This is a genomic window from Sphaerochaeta sp. (genome assembly GCF_050256055.1).
Classification (GTDB): Bacteria; Spirochaetota; Spirochaetia; order Sphaerochaetales; family Sphaerochaetaceae; genus Sphaerochaeta.
In genome coordinates, this window is record NZ_JBFWIJ010000039.1 from 1 (window position 1) to 21,474 (window position 21,474).

Below are 21,474 nucleotides of genomic sequence, written 5' to 3' on the forward strand. Positions count from 1 at the left end.
GCAGCCTTGGTGATCGTCCTGTTGCAGGAATTCGACACCCCGATGTGGTTCTATGCGCTCCAACGCATATTCGCCGTCATCCTGGGGTGTCTGGTCGCCCTTGCCTTGACCTTGCTCTTCTTCTGGACGTCAAGAGCGGGTAAAGCCTTCAAAGACCGGGCTGCGCGGTTCAAGACTACCGGCTGAATATCCCCAAATGGAGGCATAATCATCTGGATTCTCACCCATTTCAGCAAGCTGTCTCAGATATTGGGCTATCGATTTCGATTCGATGATGACCACCGATCCCATCTGTTCGATCACCTTGCTGTGCGGTCGGGTATGGTCGAACTCAAAGCGGAGGATGCGTCTGCCATCCTCGGTGATGCCGATGGTGCGGTAGGTGTTGCTCTTGCCGACTCCCGGAAGGTTGAGCGTATTGCGATCAGTGGAAAGGAAGGGAATCTCATCGCCCTTTCGGACCAAATCGATGTTTTGGACCATATCCGGAGCCTCACTTCCGAAGGATCTCAGCTGTGCATGATAGCGTTGGGCAACCTGGCCGATGGAACTTTCCTCCACCTGTTCCTGGGTGCTGCGGGCGTTGGTCGCAAACAGCTGACGGTTCTCCTTGAACCCCTTGACCGAGAACGTGTAATACGGAAGCACCCCGATGTCATTGAGGACCTTGCGCAGCTTCGCCGAATGGCCCCGCCGGCTTGCAGCTACGGTGAACACTTCCTGATTGGTAACCGTCCACCCTGCAGCCAGCAGCTTACTGATGGCTTTCTTCGTGTCGGGAGTGATTTCCATAGCCGAGGAGACATGCGTCTGCACCACACATTGGTCTATGCCGACCTGTGCTGCTTCCCGCTTGAAGTCCGCAAGCACCTGCACCAGGTCATCGGTGACCCGTTGGGGCAGATATACCGGAATCTTGGTGCCGAGCCGTACCCGCCGCATCGGCGCATACTGCTCTTCATCGCTTCTGTTCTCATTATCCTCCAGTTTTGCCTTTGCCATGGACAATACAGCAGCAAGGATGGTCTGTAAGGATTTGACCGAACTCATGAAGGCATCCCCACCGGTGATCAGGATATCCCACAGATAGGGATCATTGCGGAAATAGTCCATATTCAAGGCAAGCTGTTCCGCCCAGCTTCTCTTCGGCCTGAGTTTTTCCAATTCGAAATTAAACCGTCCCGCCTGGAAATCATACATTCTCTGGCAGTAGGAACACAGCCCGCCGCACGCACGCCCCATGGTATCGGGGATGAAGATGGCCACATTGGGATATCGACGGTGAACGTTATGCGAAGGCAGCAGCCATCCTGCAGCATTGAGCTCTCCTGGTTTTGCAATGTCTTCCTTCTCCCAGGCGACGATGGATCCGAATTCCTCGATCAGATCCCGGCTGTAGAACAGATAGCTTCTGAGGGGAGAATCGGAACCTGGATGTTCCTGCTCTGCCAATGGCCGAGTATCGATGAGCGAAAGAAAATAGGGGGTAGCGAAGATGGGAATCCCCTTCTGCTGGGCTTCGCGCATGATCGCAACGGTTTCATCATCCATGCCGCCATCCAGATACCATTGCAGTTCTTCAGCACTGCGTATGGCGAAATGCAGATGGAACCGATCCTCCTTCCACCACGAGAGAACCTGCTTGCGTTTTTCCTGCTCACTCATGCCTTCCTTGAAGCGGTAGTATTTCCCTTGCCCTTGCTGCTCTTCGATCCGTTTGATCAACAGGCTGATGATCCGCTGTTTGTTCTTCGCCCTCCAGGCGATGACCTGCTCATCCAGTCCGCTGGGATGGGTGTCCATCCAGGCAAGCACCTGGCTGCGGGAGGGAACCACCCGGTCCTCTGCCCCGCTGAGCTGGGCGACCAAATGTGCCATATCCTCAGCAAAATCAATTGTAGCAGGGCAGTCCTGTCCCAAAAGGACTTTTCTGAGCAGGCTGATGGGACGGGAGACAACCTGTCTGCCGTGCAGATTGCCATCCTTAAACACCGCCCCTTCATGGTCCAGGTAGTCCAGAAAACGCAGGTAGGCCATGGATGTGCTCAACAGTTTGTAGTAGTCCTGTTCCGTTTGTTCTTCGCCGGTATAATAACTCCAAGCTTTGGGATAGCTTTGTTGCAAATGTTCAGCAATCTTGGTGCGAAGTTGCTGCACCAAGGCCGCATCATCAAGCTTTTGGTCAAGGAATAAGTCGATGAGTTGCGGATTGTCCGCCTTCATCTTGGCGACAAGTTCATCAATGCGATTAATGGATGTCTTCATGTACATAAGATACAGGGATAATCAACTTGTTGTCAATAATCGGTTACAATTCTTTATTATATAATCATTTAAATACTTCAAAACCAACTGCTTTCCACTACTTCTCACCTATTTTTTACATACAAGTTTGATACATCAGACAGGTCGGGTTCTCTTGGGCACAGGTTGTCTCTGCTGTTTGGATCGGCTACAGCATGTGGGGGAGAGGGAAAATCCTGGAGACGAAGCTTGGCGCTATACTGCGCTTGTCTTGAGCAGTGCATTGACTACGTCCAGTCGGAATGCATTGATGTTTCGCACCACAGGAGCGTGCAACCGATTGGTCAGGATGGTTATCGCCACATCACGTTCCCTATTGAGATAGACATACGTACCGGTAAAACCCGTATGACCGAATCCGCCTTGGGGATACAGTTCCCCGAACTGGAATCCATATCCCCTTCCATCACCCTGATCACGACAGGCATTTTGGTACAACGCAGGGGAAAGAAAGGATGGATCCTGTTTGCAGAACGTCCAGGCAAAGGACAAGACATCCCCTAGCGAGGCGAATAATCCCGCATGCCCGGCCACCCCGCCGAAATAGTAGAAGGCGTTCCCGTCGTCACACATTCCCTGGATCGGCTGCTGCTCATCCCTCCACGAGGAGAACGTCAATCCACGATCATGAACCATCTGATGCTCGATCCGGTTTCCGAATTCTGTGGCGACGCACGCAAAGGCATCAGGATGATAGGTGGTATGGTCCAAATGCAGCGGATCAAGCACCAAGTGCTGCATTGCATCCTCCAATGGCATTCCGGTCACCACTTTGACCAATTCTCCCAGCAGGATGAAATTCAGATCCGAATACATCATACCCGTTTCAAGCGGGAGCTCATGTAACATACGGGAGAGAATTGTCTGAAGGGGCTCTTGGTTGCGAGTATAGAATGGGTACCATGCAGGAAGCCCCGAGTGATGGGTCAACAAGGCAGAGATTTCAAGATCCTTGAGCAAGGTGTTCAGATGTACATCCGTATACCCAAGCAACGGGAGTAGGTGCTGATGCTCGGACAAACGTCCTTGGTCGATGAGTCTGAGCACACAAGCGGTGGTGAAGAGCTTGGTCATGGAAGCGAGATCAAACAGGTTTGTTTCCTTCAGCTCTTCTCCTTCTGAAGACACATGCCCCCAGCTCTTCGTCCAGGACTCGGTCGCCGACCTCATGCCGATGGCAACTGCAGTGAAGGCAGAAGCATGCAGCCACGTCTCAACCAGATCGGATACATGGTGCATGTCATCGGCATTGCTCATGTTGCCGTCCCCGCCCGTTTTTTCACCATGACGATCTCTGTAATGCCGGGGATGGCAAAATCCTTCAGCTCCCCGACGATTCGATACCCTTGCGTTTCATACAGCTTGCGTGCCGGGACATTGAAATCGGAGACCAACAGAAAGAGATCCTTGCCCAAGGCTGCGGTTCTCGTCTCAAACTCACCCAAAAGACGCTTTCCCACCCCTTTTCCCTGTGCATGATCATCGACTGCAATAAAGCGCAGGTATGGTGCAGAAAGAAATGTTCCACGAGGGTGCACCCAGGCAAATCCCACAATTTCTGTTTCTTGCTCTGCAACAAACAGAAGACTCACTCCCTCATCAAGCGCACCGCTAAGCTTCTCCACCCAACCTGCCTCGGTAAACCCATACGTTTCTGCCAATTTCGACGCAGCGGCAATCCTGGCACAGGCAGGGATATCAACGCTTTGCATATCCCGGACGACCAAAGGATCGTGGTCCAATATCGTCACCGGGGTCTGGGCGAACACCTCAAGCAAGGCCGGCTCGGGAACCAGAGAGGAAATTGAGCCGAGTGGTACCTCATTTTGATACTCCAAACCGGAAAACACATCCTTTGCAAGCAGAAGTCCCGCATCAAGATCAATCCATCGGCACAGTGGCGCCAATGCCAAAGCGTTGGCAAGCGCCAACGACGATTCCACCATGCAGCTGAGCATGACGGACAACCCCCGATGAGAAGCTTCCTCTATAAGCGCATGCGCAGCCTGGGGTCCTCCGGATTTGGCCAGTTTCACCACAATCCCATCGACACTGTCTGCATAGCGACTCAGATCCTCGGAATTCTGTACGGTTTCATCGAGCAACAGGGGAATACCACCCACCTCCCGGAGGCGGGAGAGTTGCTCGGGCTTTCCTGCCATCGGTTCCTCTATCAATTCGATGGACAGATCCTTCAATTGGCGCATCATGTCCAAAGCTTGTGCATATGACCAGCCTTGGTTGGCATCCAATCGTATCGCAAGGTTGGGAAACCGTTCACGAATTATTCTGATCCGCTCAAGATCATCAGCGAATCCCGCCTTCAACTTGATGGTGGAGAACCCACAGGATGCAATATGACTGAGCATCCGTTCCAGATTCTCATCATAGGCGATGGTAAATGATGTCTTGGTGACCAATTTGGAATTGGGACAACCCAATAGGCCGGAAGCGCTCATCGTTGCATCCTGCATCTGCAAAGAAAGAATGGCACTGCTGTATGCACAGGCGGACATACGGTATTTGAACCGATCCAGTACTTCCAGGCTTTGGCGTCCTCTGATCATGGAAGCGGTTATCGTCTGCTGCAAATCCTGCAGAATCGCTTCCTTGCTCACTTGGTAATACGGAACCACCGCCGCTTCCCCATACGCAACCTTGCCCCCATCCTCGATACGCAGAAACACATTCTCACGATAATCGGAACTTCCATGGGCGATATGAAACGGTTGTTTCAGCCAGAGTTTGACAGCCGTAGCCTGCACCTTGATCATACGGATGCTCCTCCCTGCGTTTCGTAGAGGAAGCACGCTACTGCATGATCAGCTTGCACGTGCTGCAAGTGCGGCTTTTGCTGGGTGCATATCGGCATCACCATCGGACAGCGTTCTGCAAAAGGACATCCGGGACGAACAACCGAGGGGGAGGGAACATCACCATTGAGAATCATCCGTTTGCGGGTCTTCCCTACCACCGGATCGGGAATGGGGACGGCACTGAGCAGGGCCTTGGTATATGGATGAAGCGGCGTCTCATACAAGGTACGGGAGGATGCCGTCTCGACGATGTTGCCAAGGTACATGACTGCAACCCTGTTGCAGAAGTATTCAACAACGGCAAGGTCGTGGGCGATGAACAGGAACGTCAGATTGAATTCCTGTTGAAGATCCTTGAGCAAGTTCAGAATCTGCGACTGGATGGATACATCCAAGGCACTGACCGGTTCATCGGCCAAGATGAGCTTCGGACCGAGGGATAATGCCCGGGCAATACCGATTCTCTGTCTCTGTCCGCCGCTGAACTCATGGGGATACCGCTTCGCAAAGGACGAAGAAAGCCCGCATCGCTCCAACAGGCTTACCGCCTTTTGCTCAATTGTCTGCTCATCGAGCGACAACAATCCTTTCTTGACAAAAATCCGCATCGGTTCCGATACAATATCCAATGCCCGCATCCGTGGATCCAAGGAGGAATAGGGATCTTGGAAGATAATCTGAAAATCCTTACGCATTCTGACCAGTTGCTCTGCCTTCAATGTGGCAAGGTCGGTTCCTTCGAACAAGACCTGGCCACTGGTGATGCGCTCAAGACGGGATACAGCCATGATGGTAGTCGATTTTCCACACCCTGATTCTCCGACCAATCCCAACGATTCGCCGCGCTCGACCGAGAAACTCACTCCATCGACCGCCCGTATACTTCCTATCTGCTTCTTAAAGACGATGCCCTTTTCAATCGGAAAATGAACCTTGAGGTCCCTCACCTCCAACAGATGCTCAGTTTCATGCATGTTCACCCTCCTCGCACTGCAGCCAACACGCTACGCTCCTTGGTCCGCTTTGTCCGGTAAAATACGTTTCCGGGGGAAGACTTTGGGTACACTTCGCCATCGCTTTGGGACAACGAGGCTGGAAGGGACATCCTTGGGGAAGATGCAACAAATCGGGAGGAGCGCCTGGAATCGAATGCAACCTGTGTACTCCCGAACGGTCCAAGCGGGGAATGGAATCGAGCAGGCCGAGGGTATACGGGTGCCTGGGATCGGCAAACAAATCCTCGACATTGGCACGTTCCACGATGCGCCCGGCGTACATGACGCACACTTGGTCGCACATCTCCGCGATAACCCCCAGATCATGGGTGATCATGATCACCGCAGTCTGGTTCTGCTCACTCATATTTCTGATCAAGTCCAGAATCTGGGCCTGGATGGTCACATCCAAGGCAGTGGTGGGTTCGTCGGCAATCAGGATGTCCGGATTGCACGAGAGCGCCATGGCTATCATCACCCGTTGTCTCATCCCACCGGAAAACTGGTGCGGATAACACTCCGCCCGCATCCTGGCATCGGGAATACCGATGAGATGCAGCAGTTCTATCGCCTTTTCCTTTGCATCCTTCTTGCTGATACCTTGATGCAGCATCAAAGCTTCTGCTATCTGCTTCCAGATCTTGATGACAGGATTCAGAGAAGTCAAAGGATCCTGGAAGATCATGGAAATATGCTTTCCCCGTATCGATCGGACTTCCGATTCCTCCAAGGAAAGCAGATCTTGGTCACGATACAGAACCCGACCCTGGGTAATCCTTCCCGGGGGGAACTCTATCAATCTGAGAATGGAAAGATTGGTGACGGATTTTCCGGATCCCGATTCGCCGACAATCCCCAGTGTCTGTCCTTTGTACAGATCAAAGGAGACTTTGTTCACGGCGTTCACGATTCCCCGCTCCGTCTTGAATTCAGTCATCAAGGCTTCTACCTGCAAAATGGGTTTCTCATCCATATCGGCTGCCTCCTAGCGGACATTCCGGAGTCGTGGGTCGAGAATGTCCCGCAGGCCATCACCCAAAAGATTGAATCCAAGAACCAGCAGCACAATGGCCAAGCCCGGGTATACTGCGGTCCAGGGAGCAAACATCATGACTTTGCGCGCACTACTAAGCATGTTTCCCCAGGAAGGATTCGGCGGTTGCACGCCCAATCCGAGGAAACTCAAGGCTGACTCGAGCAAAATCGCCGTAGAAAGGGAAAGGGATATCTGTACGATCAAGGGGGCGGTGATGTTTGGCAGCAAATGATGAACCAGGATATAGGAGCGGTTTGCCCCATTCGACTTCGCCGCCCGTATGAATTCACTGCTCCTGAGTGCAATGACTGCTCCCCGGCTGATCCGAGCGAATTGCGGAATATAAACGATGCCGATGGCAAGAATGACATTGTAGGTATGCTCACCCAGCACCGCCATGATGAAGATCGCCAACAGCAGGGAGGGGAAGGAAAACAGGATGTCGGCACAACGCATGATGATATTATCTGCTTTCCCCCCGAGATACCCGGCCCATACCCCCATGAAAATACCGACCAGTGCACCAAGTGCGGTGGCGCTGACGCTGATGATGAAGGAAACAGAGGTACCTTTCATGATGCGCGAAAGAATATCCCTGCCGAATTCATCAGTTCCAAACAGATGTCCGGTGGAAAAAGAAGGCCCCTGCAATACCTGTTTCGCATCCATGGCGACCGGATCGAACGGCAACCAGAAATACGAGACGATACTCATCAGGATGTATACGGCGATCAGGGCCAGACCGGCCACTGCAATGCCATTGTGGAACAATCGGGGAGTTTTCATAGACCTACCTTTTCTCATCGACCAATCTGATTCTTGGATCCGCCATGGCATATACCAGGTCGGTGACCAGGTTGACCAACACAAAGAGGGTTGCGATTACCAAGACGATGGCCTGAATCACCGGATAATCACGTTGGTTGATGGCATACAGAGCCAATCGGCCCATTCCAGGAAGTGCAAACACTTCCTCAATGACGATCGAACCGCCCAAGAGATATCCTGCATTGAATCCAGTCACCGTAATGACGGGCAGGATGGCATTTTTCAAGGCATGGACTATGATCACCTTCCGATGCGCCAGGCCCTTTGCCTTTGCCGTACGCACATAATCCATTTGCATCACTTCCAACATACTGTTGCGGGTATAACGCATGACCACCGCTGCAAAACCGAATCCGATGGCAAGCGAAGGAAGGAAGAACATTTTCAAGTTGAGCAGGGGATGCTCGAAGAAACTGACGTAATTGCCCATGGGAATCCATCCCTGGACATTTGAAAAAGCGATGACCATCAGCGCCGCCAGCCAGAACTGCGGTAAGGAAAGTCCTATCAATCCGACCACACGATTGAAAAAATCGCCAAGGGTATTCTGGCGAAGCGAGGACAATACGCCTAGAGGAAGGCCTATCAACAAAGCCAATAGCAAAGAATACAATGTCAATTCGAGACTGATGGGAAGACGGTTCAGAATATCGGGAAGGACCGGACGACCGGTACGCAAGGAATATCCGAAGTCTCCGTGCATGAGATTTCCCATCCATTCCACATAGAGAACGGGAATCGGCTTGTCCTCACCGAACAATCGCTTCAATTCTTCCATTTGTTCCGGTGTTGCCTCTACTTGCGTCCCCATGTACATCTGCAAGGCGGAGCCGGGAATCATGCGCACCAGAAAAAAGACAATCAATGATACGCCGATAAGCACTGGAATGAGCGAGAGCAGCCGCTTGATAATATATTTGCCCACGAAAATACCTCACCAAAAGGCCCCTCCCCGGAGGGAGGAGCACTGCATACCTTGTTATTTGACTACTTGTGCGGTTGTTACATAGTACAGGCTGCCGTTGCCTACCTGCTTGAACCCCTTCACATACGGGCTGAGCACTTGGTTTTCATTCGGCGAGTACAGGAATACCAAGGGTACTTTCTCGCTGAGCACGCGCTGCAACTCATCATAGGTTGCCTTGCGTTCAGCAGGAACGGTCTGTTCGCGTCCCAGCTCCAACAGCTTGTCGGTTTGGGCATCCTTGAACATGAAGTTGTTCACACCACCGGTGCTGTGCAGCGACCTGAACAGGAACCGGTCGGGTTCACTGCTGCCACCGCGCAACTCCACCATGGTCGAGAAATCACGCTTCACCCAGCGATCGATGTAATTGCCCCATTCCACCACATCCAGATTGGCGGTCAATCCGATGTTCTTCAATTCATTCTGAATGACCTGTGCTACTGCAAGGCCTCCTTCATAGGTGGAGGAACAGACAATGTCAAACGAGAACCCGTTGGGATACCCGGCTTCTGCAAGCAATTGCTTGGCTTTCGCATAATCAGGCTTGCCGAACGGAAGTTGGTCGGGAGGAATCGCCCATTCCTTGGCGGAAATGGGAATCGGACCGGTTGCGGCACCCATTCCATACTCTGCCATGGTCAGGATTTCAGAACGATCCAAGGCAAGTGCAACAGCTTGGCGAACGCGAACATCATCAAAGGGTTTCTTTTCGTTGTTGAAACTGAAGACGCGAACATTCATGCCCGGCTTGCTCATGACCACGACGCTCTTGTCTGCACTGGCCTGGCGGATGGTAGCTCCATCGTTGATGGTTGCAAGATCAAGATTTCCCGATTTCACACCTGCATACAGCGAAGCCTCTTCCGGAATCACGCGGAAAATGACCGTATCGGTGAGCGGAAGTCCCTTTTCAAAATAATCGGGGTTCTTGACCAAAGTCATGGAGTTGTCCACCACCCATTCCTTGAGCATGTACGGACCGGTACCGACGGCGACACGCTGGAGATTGCCATTCGCTTCCACTGCTTCCTTGGGGACAATGGAGATGTTGTTGGAAGTCAAAGCATCCAACAGCGAGGCAAGCGGAGCGGACAATGTCAGCTTGACGGTATAGTCATCGAGGACGTCGATCTTGGAGATGGAGGAGATGTAGGAACGTCCGGGAGATGCCGTTGCAGGATCAAGCACCCGTTCGAGTGAATACTTCACATCAGAAGCAACCATTTCCCTTCCGTTGTGGAATTTGACCCCTTTCTTCAGATGGAAGATATACGTGAGGTTGTTGGGAATTTCCCAGGATTCGGCCAAATCGGGTACGACTTTCATATTCTCGTCCAAACGAACCAGACGGCTGTACAGCAAATCAATACGCCGCATGGAGGAGAATGCAGTCACGATGTGGGGATCCAAGCCTACCGCTTCCTGGCTTACTCCGATGGTCAGAGTGGCAGCCTTTTGCGGTGCCTGCGGAGCTTGCTCTTCAACGCCCTTGGCCAACAGGGGACCTACAGAAAGAGCCAAGAGTACTGTGCATACTACGAACAGATTGCGCTTTTTCATCTTAACACTCCTAAGAAACTATACTTTTCTGACATACATCAGATGTGTTGCATCGTAATGGTCCCCAGTACCACCGGTTTTCGTGCACCGGTGACTGCAGGAATGTTGGAAGGCCTTCCCAATAACGACTCATGCCCCATCAAGGCAAACGCCATTGCCTCTCTTGCTTGATCGGGAACCCCGAACGCATCAGAGGTGGTCACCACGATGCCTTCAGGCAAATACTGTCTCAGCAACGAGAGTAAATACGTGTTTCTTGCACCTCCCCCACTGACTATGACCGTCTCCAATGCAGTGTGGGGAATGACGAAATCCTGATAGGCCTTTGCGATGGAATAGGCGGTGAAGGCCGTGGCGGTTGCGACGATATCCGCAAAACAAAGCGCAAGGGATTCGGCTTTCTTTACGAGCTCCTGCACGAACGTTTGGCCATACACCTCCCGTCCGGTGCTCTTGGGCGGCACCAATGCAAAATACGGGTCTTCCATCAATGCATCGAGCAAGGACTGGCATATGGTACCACTTGCACCAATGGATCCCCCCTCATCGTAGAGTTTTCTCCCATTGGTACCTAATGCAACCACAGCATCCATGATCATGTTCCCCGGCCCAGTATCGAAGGCAAAGACACCCGAAGCATCATCCCCTCCCGGCAGGACCGTCACATTGCCGATGCCGCCGATATTCTGGACCGCCACACCATGACCTTTGTTCCCGAACAGGAGATAATCAATATAGGGGGCCAAGGGGGCTCCCTGTCCCCCCTCTGCCATGTCGGCGGAACGGAAGTCGGAAATAACGGGAAGACCAGTCAACGAAGCAACCAAGGAAGGATTTGCGATTTGCAGGGTACCGGTTACCGACAGATCTCCGGAGGGTCCGGGAAAAATCTGTGGGTTCGGGGCATGCCAGACGGTTTGTCCGTGCATACATACCGCTTCGATATCGGAGCCTGCATACGGCCCCTTGGCAAGCAGTGCGTTCACCGCCGCTGCATTCCAATGGGAAAGGCCGAAATGGGCAAGCGTCAGGTCGTTGATATCCGAGGATCCAGGAATACAGAGACGATTCACCAAATCCCTGACTTGCGGTGTATAGGCGATCGATACCTGATCAACCAAGCTCACCTTCACCACGCGCTGCTGGGCATCGGTTTTGATGGAAACCAACACAGCATCCACCCCGTCCAAGGAAGTCCCTGACATCACGCCGATCAGCCGATGTTCTCTTCGCTGCATATAGGAATGCATAAGATCTGTATGTCCCATGTGTGCATCTCCGCTGAAAGCAGTATATGATATATTATTTCAAAACGCAAACATTATTGAAATTTTATTTCTTTACAAGGAAGACCCATAATGATACAGTGAAACATACCGAACCTGTACGTTGCCCGAATCGCAATACCGAGGGAGAACACCATACGATGGATACCAACATCACCCAGGAAATGCTTGCTTCCCTTACCACAGAACAGAGAAATGAAAAAACCAACAACATAGACGAACTCTCGGTCTTGGATGTACTGAAGATCATCAACAATGAAGACAAGACCGTCCCCTATGCTGTGGAAAAGCAATTACCGACCATCGCCCGATTGGTACAGGACATCGTCGTCTCATTCAGGCAGGGAGGAAGATTGTTCTACATTGGAGCAGGAACATCGGGACGTCTGGGCGTGTTGGATGCATCAGAATGCCCACCGACCTTCGGAGTTCCCCGAACCATGGTCCAAGGACTGATCGCCGGAGGCAAGGAAGCCTTGGTGCGATCGATTGAAAATGCCGAGGACGAATATGAGGGAGGAGTCAGGGAGCTTTCCGAACTGCATTTCAGCAAGAAGGATGTCCTGGTCGGTATCACCGCATCAGGACAGGCTCCTTATGTGATCGGCGCGATGGAGTATGCAAAACAACTAGGCTCGGTGGTGGGTGCCATCAGCTGCAACAAGGAATCGAAGACGTTCGCCTGTGCAGATCACGCCATCTTCCTGGATGTTGGGCCGGAAGTAATCACCGGTTCAACGAGACTGAAGGCAGGTACCGCCCAGAAACTGGTTTTGAATATGCTCAGCACAGCGAGCATGATCCGCTTGGGCAAGGTCTATCGAAACCTGATGGTTGACTTGACCCCGGTCAACAACAAGTTGGTCGAACGCTCCAAACGCTTGATCAAGCAGGCGACAGCATGCAGCGAGGAAGTTGCAGAGACTGCCTTTGAAGCTTCCGGAAGGAAACCAAAGCTTGCAATTCTTATGATTCTCCTAGATATTGACGTACAGACAGCAAAAGCACTGGATGCACAGACGAATGGGCCCATTTCCGAATCAATTCGTTTGTATCATGCTACAAAGAGCCAAGCCCAATGACGGGGAGGACCAAAAAGCAGTGAACGAAAAGACCATCCAAGGAGCATTGTTCGAGATCAATGCCCGTTGGGACCAGCTCAGTGATTCAGAAAAGAAAGTCGCCGCATACGTATTGCGTGAACCCAAGAAGACGTTGCATTTCACCATCAAGGAACTTTCCAAACAAAGCGGATCCAGCCAGGCGGCGGTCATCCGGTTCTGCAAGCATCTGGATTTCGCCAGTTTCAGCAACTTCAAGCTGAGACTCGCCCGTGATGTATTCGACAACAACGATGAACGATATATACCCGACCTTGAATTGGAATCGGAAACCTCTGCAGCACATGTCATCCATACCGTGATCAATCGCTTCCAACGATCCTTTTCCGCTTTGGAACGAAGCCTGGAGGCTGAAATGCTGGAACAGGCGGTACAGTGCATCCGCACGGCACAGACCACCTTGCTTTTCGGAGTCGGTGCTTCAGGCGTGGTCGCCTTCGATTTCATGCAAAAACTCATTCGATTGGGCCTTCCGGTCTTCTACACGCATGATACTGATCTCCAACTTACCGCAGCATCCACCATCAGACCCACCGATTGCGCCTTCATCATCTCCTACTCCGGGGAAAAATCGGACATGATCGAGGCTGCAAAACAGATCAAGAAAAACCAAGCAAAGCTCATCAGCCTCACCATGGATAGCGACAATACACTGCGTATGCTTGCAGACATCCAGCTGGTGGTGCCTGCCTCGGAACGCATCTATCGTGAAGGGGCAAGTACCTCCCGCACCAATCAACTGGCGGTGATCGACATCCTGTATTCACTGATGGTCTCAAAGAACCTGGATGCATCCATCGAAGCGATCGAGCAAACCATGGCCGTAACCCATCGGGGAAATGAGAAGGGGAAGAAAACCTCCCGTACTTCATGATCGGCCAACCCAACAAACTGGTTCGATCTAGTCCCGGTTGCTAATACCGTTCATACTGCAACCAGTAGGAACCGGTTTCATTGGCAAGCGTATCTCCTGATTCCTGGACCAACAAGATGAGGTTCCATCGGGCAGTAGGAAGGATGGTTATCTGCTCATTCATCGTCCCTGCATTGTCACTGCGAATCGGATTACTACCCCCGGGCAACAGAGATGCATCGACATCATGGCCATCGGAATCAGTGGCATACAGCATCAACTGAAGATCTGAATCGAGATGGGAAAGGGTGAATGAATGATAATTCCCGTCGGCATTGACCTGCATGGTCCAATAATCATTGTCACCCACCGTACTGATTTCCCCTTTGTAGGTGCTTGAATCAATGACATCGGCAAGGTCGGGCGTCCCGTTGTCCTCAGTTTCCGAGGGGAGCGTGTCGTCGCAGCCCACACACAACAACACCAAGCTGACCATCAACAACACAATCGTACGTACGGTGGTATGCATGCCAGACCTCCCCGGCTTCAATTGTATACAGATTCTACCATAGGGATGGCTGCGAAGCAGGTTCGTCCAGCTGGTGGACAATTGGATATGGTCGATTTGCCGTTTGATACCCACAGGAGTATCTTATGACCGTCAGGCGCTTCGTGCCTTGACTTTGCAATCGAAACGACGTATCAATAGATGCGTATATACGAATATATTTTCGAGGTAGTATGTTACAATTCCGTAAACCGTCCTATGCGGACAAAGCTCTGTTTCCCTCGTACAGCAAGCACCTTGCCTACGAGTATTTTTTTTCCTATGCAGCACTCTGGGGAGATGCCATCGGCATCACCCTGTGCAAGAATGATACAGCTCTCTACCTGCATCTTGAGGAGGATGACTGTTTTCTCCTTCCCATCACCGACGACCTTCCCAAAGCCATGGCTGAGCTGGAAGCACACTGCAAGGAAAGCGGACAACGCTTCCAGTTGGAATGCGTTCCTTCCGACCAAGCCCAAATCCTTCAGACCATGGGGTATACCATCGAGCACGTACGAAACCTCGACGATTACCTGTATGAAAGCCAGAAACTCATCAGCCTCAGCGGCAGGAAACTGCAAGCCAAAAGGAATCATGTCTCCCAATTCGAACGCAAGTACACCTACAGTATACGACCGCTGTGTTCAAAGGAATTGAGGGATGAATGCTACAAGATGGCATCCACCACCTGGTTGGAGAACAAGGACTGCACCACCAAGGAAATCCAGGATGAACTGGGCGCACTCAAACGCGCCTTCGACAACTGGGACGCACTCGGTTTCGTCGGGATGCTGGTCTGTGTGGACCATCATCTGACCGCATTCACCGTCGGGGAAATCATTGACGACGAATTGGCCATCGTGCATTTTGAGAAAGGAGACACCTCCTACATCGGCATCTATTCGGTGATCAACCAACTCTTCGTCTCCCAATACTTGTCTGACGTACATTACGTAAACCGTCAGGAGGACGCCGGGGTCGAAGGACTCAGGAAAGCCAAGCTTTCCTACAAACCCGACCTGATGGTCGAGAAATACCGGGTGACCAAACAGTGACCATAGCACGGGCGACAGAACACGACTACCAAGAACTCAAGGACCTCTGGTCGATCGTCTTCCAGGAAGATCCGGCCTTTCTTGAACACTTCTTTGCAAAGCGTTTCTTTGCCGAACATATCTTCACCGCCCGCGTTGACGGGAAGCTGGTCAGTGCATTGCATGCACTACCCGCTTCCTATCAAAAGGAGGGGGACACCTTTCCCTGTTCCTACATCGTAGGCGCCGCCACATACCGTGAATACCGAAGACAAGGCATCATGGGAAGATTGCTGTATGAAACTGCCCACGCCTACGACCATCCCATCACCCTGTTTCCTGCGGTACGTCCCTTCTATGAAGCGAACGGCTATACAACCACCTCCTCACTCGCTTCCTATTCGCTGGAGGGCTTTGCCGGAGAATCCGTCGAGCCTTGCCCTGTCGATCATCGGGAGCTTGATCGGATCTACCGGCAAGCCACCGCAAAAGACGGAGCATTGCTCAGGGACGGCGAAGCATGGAAATTCCTCACGGAAGGATACGAAACGGTATGCGTCGAGGACGGATACGCGTTTCTCAGCGAACACAAGGCTGTGGAGACCTTTGCCTTGCATGCACAAGCGGCAAAAAACCTGATCAACCTGCTGGCAATGCGATCGATCACTACGGTGTACACCCTGAGCCAGTCGGAAATCGCCCGACTCTTCCCCCATCAAAAAGCAGTGCCCATCCCGATGGGGATGAGCACTGCAAACGCGCTGCATGGTGTCTACATAGCTGAACAATATTAGGTTTTACTGCACCACGCACTCAAACTGTTGGGTCCAACGATCGCCTGTATCGTTGGTAATGGTCAACGTGAAGGGAATGACCGTCCCCGAAGCCGTCCCATCGTTCACCACGAACCGGAAGGTATTGGCTTCACCCTGCACCGTCTGCTTCTGATCGGTTGCATACGGACTGTTGTTCGTGCTGCTCAAACCGGCCGATAGCCGACCGAGCTGCAAACTATCCTGCAACATCCGTACATCCTTGCTGTCGGTCGAAAGCGCCGCCGTCAAACCATTGAGATTCACGTTCCCGGTATTGGTATAGGCAAACCCGACGCCGATCTGGGTATTGGTCGGCAGCTTGGAAGCCTGGTAATAGAGCACCGTAGGATTCTCGATGGAAAGGCTCTTCCACAGAGCTTCAAAACTTGCACCCTTTCCCTCTGGGGTATAGGAAGCGGGATCGGTGATCAAGGTACCGGTCGAACGATCGTACCAGCCGGCGAAAATGGCTGCGGGGTTTTCGGAAACCGGGGTGGGCACCTCTACCTTCTGGCCATCGGTGAACAGGACATTGGTCTTGCTCTGGCTGTCGACGAACCGGACACCGCTGGTATAGATGGCATACAAGGTTTGGTCGGTATAACTCATCTTGATCGTCTGTCCAGGTTGATAGGTGACCGCATCAGGCGTAAGGCCCCAACCGGAAAGAATCCCGAGATCATGGGAATTCATCCTGAGCTGACTTTCATCAGGCAGGGTGACCTCGCTGCCGGGTTCCTTGCTGATACTCTGCTGATACCGATACTGGTAGGTATCGCCGGTCGCAGAGAAATCAAGGGTCAGAATCGGGCGGTAGTACGGGCTGTTCTGGTACAACCATGCCCCATATTCGGCCTTCTTCGGCTCGTCGAGCGTAAGAATCTGCTGGAGCAAGGCATCGCTCTGCTGCCGGCTCATTGTATAGGAGGAGAGGGTATCTAGCGTTTGATACGCCTTCCAATACGCCTGGCTGTCACCTTTCGACCATGCCGAGGCCAGATCCTTGCGTGCTTCGGTCGCCTCTTTGGAAACCGCTTGGTTGAGCTTGTCATACGAACTCTTCAAGGTTTCCAGGCTCTGGCTGCTCACTTCCATAGCCTGTATGTCGGCATACTGCTTCTCTGCATTCGGGGTGGCCGCAAGGCCGAACATCCCTGCAAAGAGGATTGTACTGATCATCAAGAGTGTACGTGTTCGCTTCATAGGTAATTCTCCTTATGTCTCTTGCTATGTTTCGGTATACCAATACGAAACCGCTTCGACAAGGAAGATGAAGCTATCTTCATATACTCTTTAACTGTTTGAAGAAATGTGAAGTTGCACCACCCGTTTGTCATACTGCAGCACTCTTTCCGCCACCAGATGCGCCAGCTCTCTGCTCAGTGATGTGCGGGCAACCCCCAAACGATCGGCAAGTTCCTTCTTGGTGATCGGTAAGGTGATGGTACTGCTGTGTTGCTGGATGGCCAGGTGGTGGAAGTAAACCAGCAGCTTCTCGCGAAGCGTCTGGCTCGAAAGCCGTTGCACCGTCGTGCTCAGCTCATGCGCCCGGTCGCTGATCACCGTCAGCAGGGCAAGCAGAAACCGCTGGTCCTGTTCACAGAGCGTGAGGACCACATCCCGACGGATATGCAGGACCTGGAGTGCAGAATCGGCATACACCTGCATCGGATAGTGCCTTCCCTTGCCGAACAACAACGTGGCGCCCAGCACATCCAGAGGTCCCAACACCTGTGCCTTGAAAACCGATCCTTCCTCGGTGAGACTTCGGATGGAAATCGTTCCATCGATTACCACATCCAAGGTTTCGCACACCTGATCCTGCAGATAGACAATCTCCTGGTTTGCATACCGGGCCAAATGGACCCCCGCCCGACTGAGGAGCGACTCACATTCCCGTACAGAAAAGCCGGAAAACAAATCAGACCGACTGAGAAACAGACCTACCTCCATACAATCCTCCAAATGTGTGACCTAGGTAACACAATAGAAGAAATCCATGCGGTACACTAGGTTCATGCAAGAAAAACCCTATCGCTACACCCGCACCGATGAAAACGAAATCGAGAAACTGGTCACAGACGACCAGGTGATGGTCAACCATGTCGTGCTTGCCCCCTCCGACCGGCTTGCAGAGCACTTCTCCGACTCGAACGTCTCCCTGGTGGTGGTCAGAGGAACACTAAGCATCCAACTGGATGACCAACCGGAGCACCTCTATCATGACAGCATCGTCAACGTTCCCTTCCACACGAAGCTAAACCTCACGAATACCAGGGGGAATCCCACCGAGTTCTTCATCGTCAAGGCTCCGCACCCAAGGGTATGCAAGGCGGAATCCGTATGAAAAGCATCTGGCAACGCACCGTACAGACCCTTTCGTTCCTGCTGTTCGTCTTCCTGGTTCTCCAAGGCAAGGTACAACTGTGGATGGCAGTCTTTCTCGTCTCCACCCTCTTGGTTCTTTTCTTCTCCCGTCTCTACTGCGGATGGCTCTGCCCGATCAATTCCGTTCTCATTCCGGTCAGCCTTCTCAAGAAGAAGCTACGGGTGAAAAACAGGAAAACACCGGCATTGGTAAAGAAGGGAAGCTTGCGCATCCTGATGCTGCTGCTCTTTGTCGCCCTGATGCTCGTTACCCTGAAAACCGGACGGAAACTGCCTGTTCTTCCCGCCTTGGTGGGTGTAGCACTGCTGGTGTCCCTCTTCTTCGAGGAAGCACTCTGGCATCGTTGGCTCTGCCCGTACGGCGCAATCCTTTCGCTTCCGGGCAGGGCGGCAAAGCACCATATGACCATCGACTCAAAACGGTGCACCAATTGCACGCACTGTGCCAAAGTCTGCCCGAGCCAAGCGATCATCAAGGAAGAAAAGCATCGCATCATCAAACACGAATGCCTGGTCTGTCATGCATGCGAACGGGTATGCACCAAGGACGCCATTTCCTACCGATGACCGATCAGGTATACTTTATCATTCGCGCTGGACAAGAAAAATGCTACACTACCATTCATGGAAAAGAGTGTCGGACGGCAGGAGGTCGCAAAAGCAGCAGGGGTATCGGAGTCGACCGTATCACGGGCGCTCAACGATTCCCCGTTGATCAGCGATGAAATCAAGAAGAAGGTGAGGCAGGTATCCGAACAGCTCGGCTACTTCCCCTCCCGCACCGCCACGCTCTTTGCCAGCAACCGGAGTTTTGCCATAGGCTTGGTGGTTCCCTATTACCCCAGCATCATGCCATTCACCCGCCCCTACTTCCCTTCGCTGCTCGATGGGCTGCTGCTCGGAAGCCTGGAGCACAACTACACCATCAGCATCGTCTTCGAGAACCGGCTGGGCAAGTATCGTTCCTACTATGAATTGATCACTTCCCACAGTTACGACGGCCTGGTGTTTGCGATCACCAAGGATCAGTTTCCGGAAATCAATCCCCTGATCGAGAAGCAATTGCCGTTCGTTCTGGTCAACAACTACCAAAGCGGTGCGGCAAGCATCTATGCAAGGCCGACGGTAGGCATGACCAAGGCATTCAATCACGCATTGCAGCAAGGGCATCACCATATCGGATACATCACCGGTGACTTGCAATTCAAAAATGGAAAGGATCGGCTTCAGGCATTTGAGGACCTTGCCGCCCAGCATCATCTGAAAACCACCATCGTGGAAGGCAATTTCTCACGTAAATCCGGCTTCCAGGCTTACAACCAACTCAAGGACGGTCCGTCTTTGGTCATGACCGCCAGCGACCGGCAGGCTTTCGGCTTCATTCAGGCCTGCACGGAGCACGGCAGGAAAATCCCCCAGGACATCTCGCTCATCGGGTATGACAATTTCCAGCCTGCGAGCACCAGCTCGCCTCCCCTGACCACCGTCGACCATCCGATCACGGCCATGGGAAAAGAGGCCGTGCTGATGCTGCGCAGTATGATCGAGCAAGGTCAGGGGGCACAGCAACGATGGGCCGACACCGGATTTGTCGTCAGGAAATCCACAGGACCTTGGGGAGGTGGTACATGAAGCTGGTCATGATCGGCTGCGGGGGCATGGGAACCTATCAGGCAAAGAAATTCAGGGAACTTGGCTTTGAGATCGTCGGAGCCATCGACCGGAATGCCGAACACCGCACCAGCTTTTGTAAAATATACGGCGTCCGCCGATCCTATCCGCACTATCGGGATCTGGCTCAGTTCGTCGGAGAAGCCGATGCAGTCAGCTGCTGCCTGCCGGACAACAAACATGTGGAGTGCTGTCTGTTCGCCATCGAGCAGGGATTCGCCGTCTTCTGTGAAAAACCCCTTGCCAAGGATGCGCATCAGGCGAATCAGCTTGCAACCATTCGGGTGGAGCGTCCGTTCATGATCAATTTCTCCAAACGCAACATGGCCTCCCTTGCTGCTTTACAGACCCTGCTTGCAGACCAAGCACTCGGCGATATCCGTCACATCGACATATCCTACCGGCAAAGCTGGGCGCACAGTCACGTCTGGGGCGACCCGGAAACCACCTTCCGATGGAAATGGCGTCTGTTGGAGGAATACAACAGCCAAGGTTGCCTGACTGACCTCGGCAGTCATCTGATCGACATACTGGTGTACCTGTTCGGGTCGGTCAAGCATCCCTCGAACATCCAAAAAACCTATGAGAACGGTGCGCTGGTGGATTATCGCTCAGAGTTGGTCGTAGGAGAATCCATCGGGTGCACGTTCCACTGTTCCTACATCGATGAAACCTGGGATGACCGCATATACCTATCGGTAAACGGTGCACGCAGTACCGCTGAGCTGGATACGGCGCAGGATAGAAATGCAATCACCCTCATCCAGAAGGGAGAGCGACGGTGCATCACCGGCGACAACGTACGCTCCACCTACGAGCGCTTCGCCGCCGCTGTTGCATTGGGAATCACAGAGACACCTTCGCTTGCCGATGGACTGCGTGTACAAACCATATTGGAGGAACTGGCAACATGACGATTGCAATCGGGGCGCTGGTCGCCGCCGCCGACCTCACCAAGCAGCGGCTTGGACTGCTCACCCGGCTTGGGTTTGAAAGCATCAGCATCAGTTTCTGGGAAACTTTGGGGACAACGGACCTCAGTCGGTTGGCCGATATGATCCAGGAGGCCGGAATACCCGTCACCGCTCTCTCGATCTGGGGAAATCCCTTGGAAGTGGATTCGACCTACCGCGGGTGGAAACAGTTGATCGCAGCCTCGTCTGATTTCGGTAATCCGTTTGTGACCGGGTTCGCAGGAAGAGTAAACAGCCAAAGCGTCGAGGATTCCCTGCCCCGCTGGAAATCCGTCT

The 21,474-nt window shown here is 52.6% G+C and carries 21 protein-coding genes and 1 pseudogene; 10 read left to right on the forward strand and 12 right to left on the reverse strand.

Annotated elements, in window-relative coordinates:
• Window positions 1–186: pseudogene (locus AB7C91_RS12725) on the forward strand (hypothetical protein); the annotation flags it as partial.
• Here AB7C91_RS12725 and AB7C91_RS12730 read toward each other — a convergent pair.
• The 9 genes from AB7C91_RS12730 to AB7C91_RS12770 all read right to left on the reverse strand — a co-directional run bounded on the left by AB7C91_RS12730 (window position 130) and on the right by AB7C91_RS12770 (window position 11,744).
• Window positions 130–2,265 (reverse strand): KamA family radical SAM protein, encoded by a 2,136-nt coding sequence (locus tag AB7C91_RS12730; RefSeq protein ID WP_428592019.1) that lies wholly within the window; start codon window positions 2,263–2,265, stop codon window positions 130–132. The pseudogene AB7C91_RS12725 and the gene AB7C91_RS12730 sit on opposite strands and share 57 nt — an antisense overlap.
• 234 nt (window positions 2,266–2,499) lie before the next feature.
• A complete protein-coding gene (locus AB7C91_RS12735) occupies window positions 2,500–3,561 on the reverse strand; it encodes a serine hydrolase domain-containing protein (protein WP_428592022.1) in 1,062 nt (353 codons plus the stop codon).
• Window positions 3,558–5,078 carry a GNAT family N-acetyltransferase gene (locus tag AB7C91_RS12740; protein ID WP_428592025.1) on the reverse strand — a complete coding sequence of 507 codons (1,521 nt, stop codon included), beginning with the start codon at window positions 5,076–5,078 and terminating at the stop codon, window positions 3,558–3,560. The genes AB7C91_RS12735 and AB7C91_RS12740 overlap by 4 nt, the downstream gene beginning before the upstream one ends.
• Window positions 5,075–6,094, reverse strand: a complete 1,020-nt coding sequence (locus AB7C91_RS12745; RefSeq protein WP_428592028.1) for an ABC transporter ATP-binding protein — start codon at window positions 6,092–6,094, stop codon at window positions 5,075–5,077. The genes AB7C91_RS12740 and AB7C91_RS12745 overlap by 4 nt, the downstream gene beginning before the upstream one ends.
• Window positions 6,087–7,088 carry an ABC transporter ATP-binding protein gene (locus AB7C91_RS12750; protein ID WP_332447270.1) on the reverse strand — a complete coding sequence of 334 codons (1,002 nt, stop codon included), beginning with the start codon at window positions 7,086–7,088 and terminating at the stop codon, window positions 6,087–6,089. Before AB7C91_RS12750 ends, AB7C91_RS12745 begins: the two co-directional genes overlap by 8 nt.
• 12 nt (window positions 7,089–7,100) lie before the next feature.
• On the reverse strand, window positions 7,101–7,937 hold the full coding sequence (locus tag AB7C91_RS12755) for an ABC transporter permease (RefSeq protein ID WP_332447271.1): 837 nt from the start codon (window positions 7,935–7,937) through the stop codon (window positions 7,101–7,103).
• Window positions 7,938–7,941: 4 nt separating this feature from the next.
• A complete protein-coding gene (locus tag AB7C91_RS12760; RefSeq protein ID WP_332447272.1) occupies window positions 7,942–8,904 on the reverse strand; it encodes an ABC transporter permease in 963 nt (320 codons plus the stop codon).
• Between the two features lie 54 nt (window positions 8,905–8,958).
• The gene (locus tag AB7C91_RS12765) at window positions 8,959–10,506 is read right to left on the reverse strand and encodes an ABC transporter substrate-binding protein (RefSeq protein ID WP_332447273.1); all 1,548 of its coding nucleotides are present in this window, start codon (window positions 10,504–10,506) and stop codon (window positions 8,959–8,961) included.
• Window positions 10,507–10,544: 38 nt separating this feature from the next.
• Entirely contained in the window at window positions 10,545–11,744 is a 1,200-nt protein-coding gene (locus AB7C91_RS12770) for an anhydro-N-acetylmuramic acid kinase (protein WP_332447274.1), read from the reverse strand.
• 188 nt (window positions 11,745–11,932) lie between these two features.
• Between AB7C91_RS12770 and murQ the strand changes: the two genes are divergently transcribed.
• Together murQ and AB7C91_RS12780 are read left to right on the forward strand one after the other, a co-directional pair.
• The gene (gene murQ, locus AB7C91_RS12775) at window positions 11,933–12,874 is read left to right on the forward strand and encodes an N-acetylmuramic acid 6-phosphate etherase (protein WP_428592054.1); all 942 of its coding nucleotides are present in this window, start codon (window positions 11,933–11,935) and stop codon (window positions 12,872–12,874) included.
• A 19-nt stretch (window positions 12,875–12,893) separates the two neighbouring features.
• A complete protein-coding gene (locus AB7C91_RS12780) occupies window positions 12,894–13,787 on the forward strand; it encodes a MurR/RpiR family transcriptional regulator (protein ID WP_332447276.1) in 894 nt (297 codons plus the stop codon).
• Window positions 13,788–13,827: 40 nt separating this feature from the next.
• On the opposite strand, the gene AB7C91_RS12785 is transcribed toward AB7C91_RS12780, so the two are convergent.
• The gene (locus AB7C91_RS12785) at window positions 13,828–14,295 is read right to left on the reverse strand and encodes a hypothetical protein (protein WP_332447277.1); all 468 of its coding nucleotides are present in this window, start codon (window positions 14,293–14,295) and stop codon (window positions 13,828–13,830) included.
• A 212-nt stretch (window positions 14,296–14,507) separates the two neighbouring features.
• Here AB7C91_RS12785 and AB7C91_RS12790 point away from each other — a divergent pair, with 212 nt between their 5' ends.
• Together AB7C91_RS12790 and AB7C91_RS12795 are read left to right on the forward strand one after the other, a co-directional pair.
• Window positions 14,508–15,371, forward strand: coding sequence for a DUF2156 domain-containing protein (locus AB7C91_RS12790; protein WP_332447278.1), 864 nt, complete (start codon window positions 14,508–14,510; stop codon window positions 15,369–15,371).
• On the forward strand, window positions 15,368–16,144 hold the full coding sequence (locus AB7C91_RS12795; RefSeq protein WP_428592035.1) for a GNAT family N-acetyltransferase: 777 nt from the start codon (window positions 15,368–15,370) through the stop codon (window positions 16,142–16,144). The genes AB7C91_RS12790 and AB7C91_RS12795 overlap by 4 nt, the downstream gene beginning before the upstream one ends.
• Window positions 16,145–16,147: 3 nt before the next feature.
• On the opposite strand, the gene AB7C91_RS12800 is transcribed toward AB7C91_RS12795, so the two are convergent.
• Window positions 16,148–17,368 (reverse strand): hypothetical protein, encoded by a 1,221-nt coding sequence (locus AB7C91_RS12800; RefSeq protein WP_428592038.1) that lies wholly within the window; start codon window positions 17,366–17,368, stop codon window positions 16,148–16,150.
• Window positions 17,369–17,458: 90 nt separating this feature from the next.
• The gene (locus tag AB7C91_RS12805; protein ID WP_332447281.1) at window positions 17,459–18,118 is read right to left on the reverse strand and encodes a Crp/Fnr family transcriptional regulator; all 660 of its coding nucleotides are present in this window, start codon (window positions 18,116–18,118) and stop codon (window positions 17,459–17,461) included.
• Window positions 18,119–18,182: 64 nt separating this feature from the next.
• Here AB7C91_RS12805 and AB7C91_RS12810 point away from each other — a divergent pair, with 64 nt between their 5' ends.
• The 5 genes from AB7C91_RS12810 to AB7C91_RS12830 form a co-directional block, all read left to right on the forward strand.
• Window positions 18,183–18,512, forward strand: a complete 330-nt coding sequence (locus AB7C91_RS12810; RefSeq protein ID WP_428592041.1) for a cupin domain-containing protein — start codon at window positions 18,183–18,185, stop codon at window positions 18,510–18,512.
• Window positions 18,509–19,120 carry a 4Fe-4S binding protein gene (locus AB7C91_RS12815; RefSeq protein ID WP_428592044.1) on the forward strand — a complete coding sequence of 204 codons (612 nt, stop codon included), beginning with the start codon at window positions 18,509–18,511 and terminating at the stop codon, window positions 19,118–19,120. The genes AB7C91_RS12810 and AB7C91_RS12815 overlap by 4 nt, the downstream gene beginning before the upstream one ends.
• A gap of 57 nt (window positions 19,121–19,177) precedes the next feature.
• Entirely contained in the window at window positions 19,178–20,185 is a 1,008-nt protein-coding gene (locus tag AB7C91_RS12820) for a LacI family DNA-binding transcriptional regulator (protein WP_332447284.1), read from the forward strand.
• Window positions 20,182–21,138 carry a Gfo/Idh/MocA family protein gene (locus AB7C91_RS12825; RefSeq protein WP_428592048.1) on the forward strand — a complete coding sequence of 319 codons (957 nt, stop codon included), beginning with the start codon at window positions 20,182–20,184 and terminating at the stop codon, window positions 21,136–21,138. The genes AB7C91_RS12820 and AB7C91_RS12825 overlap by 4 nt, the downstream gene beginning before the upstream one ends.
• The coding region (locus AB7C91_RS12830) for a hypothetical protein (RefSeq protein WP_428592051.1) at window positions 21,135–21,474 on the forward strand (340 nt) is incomplete at its 3' end. The genes AB7C91_RS12825 and AB7C91_RS12830, both read left to right, overlap by 4 nt.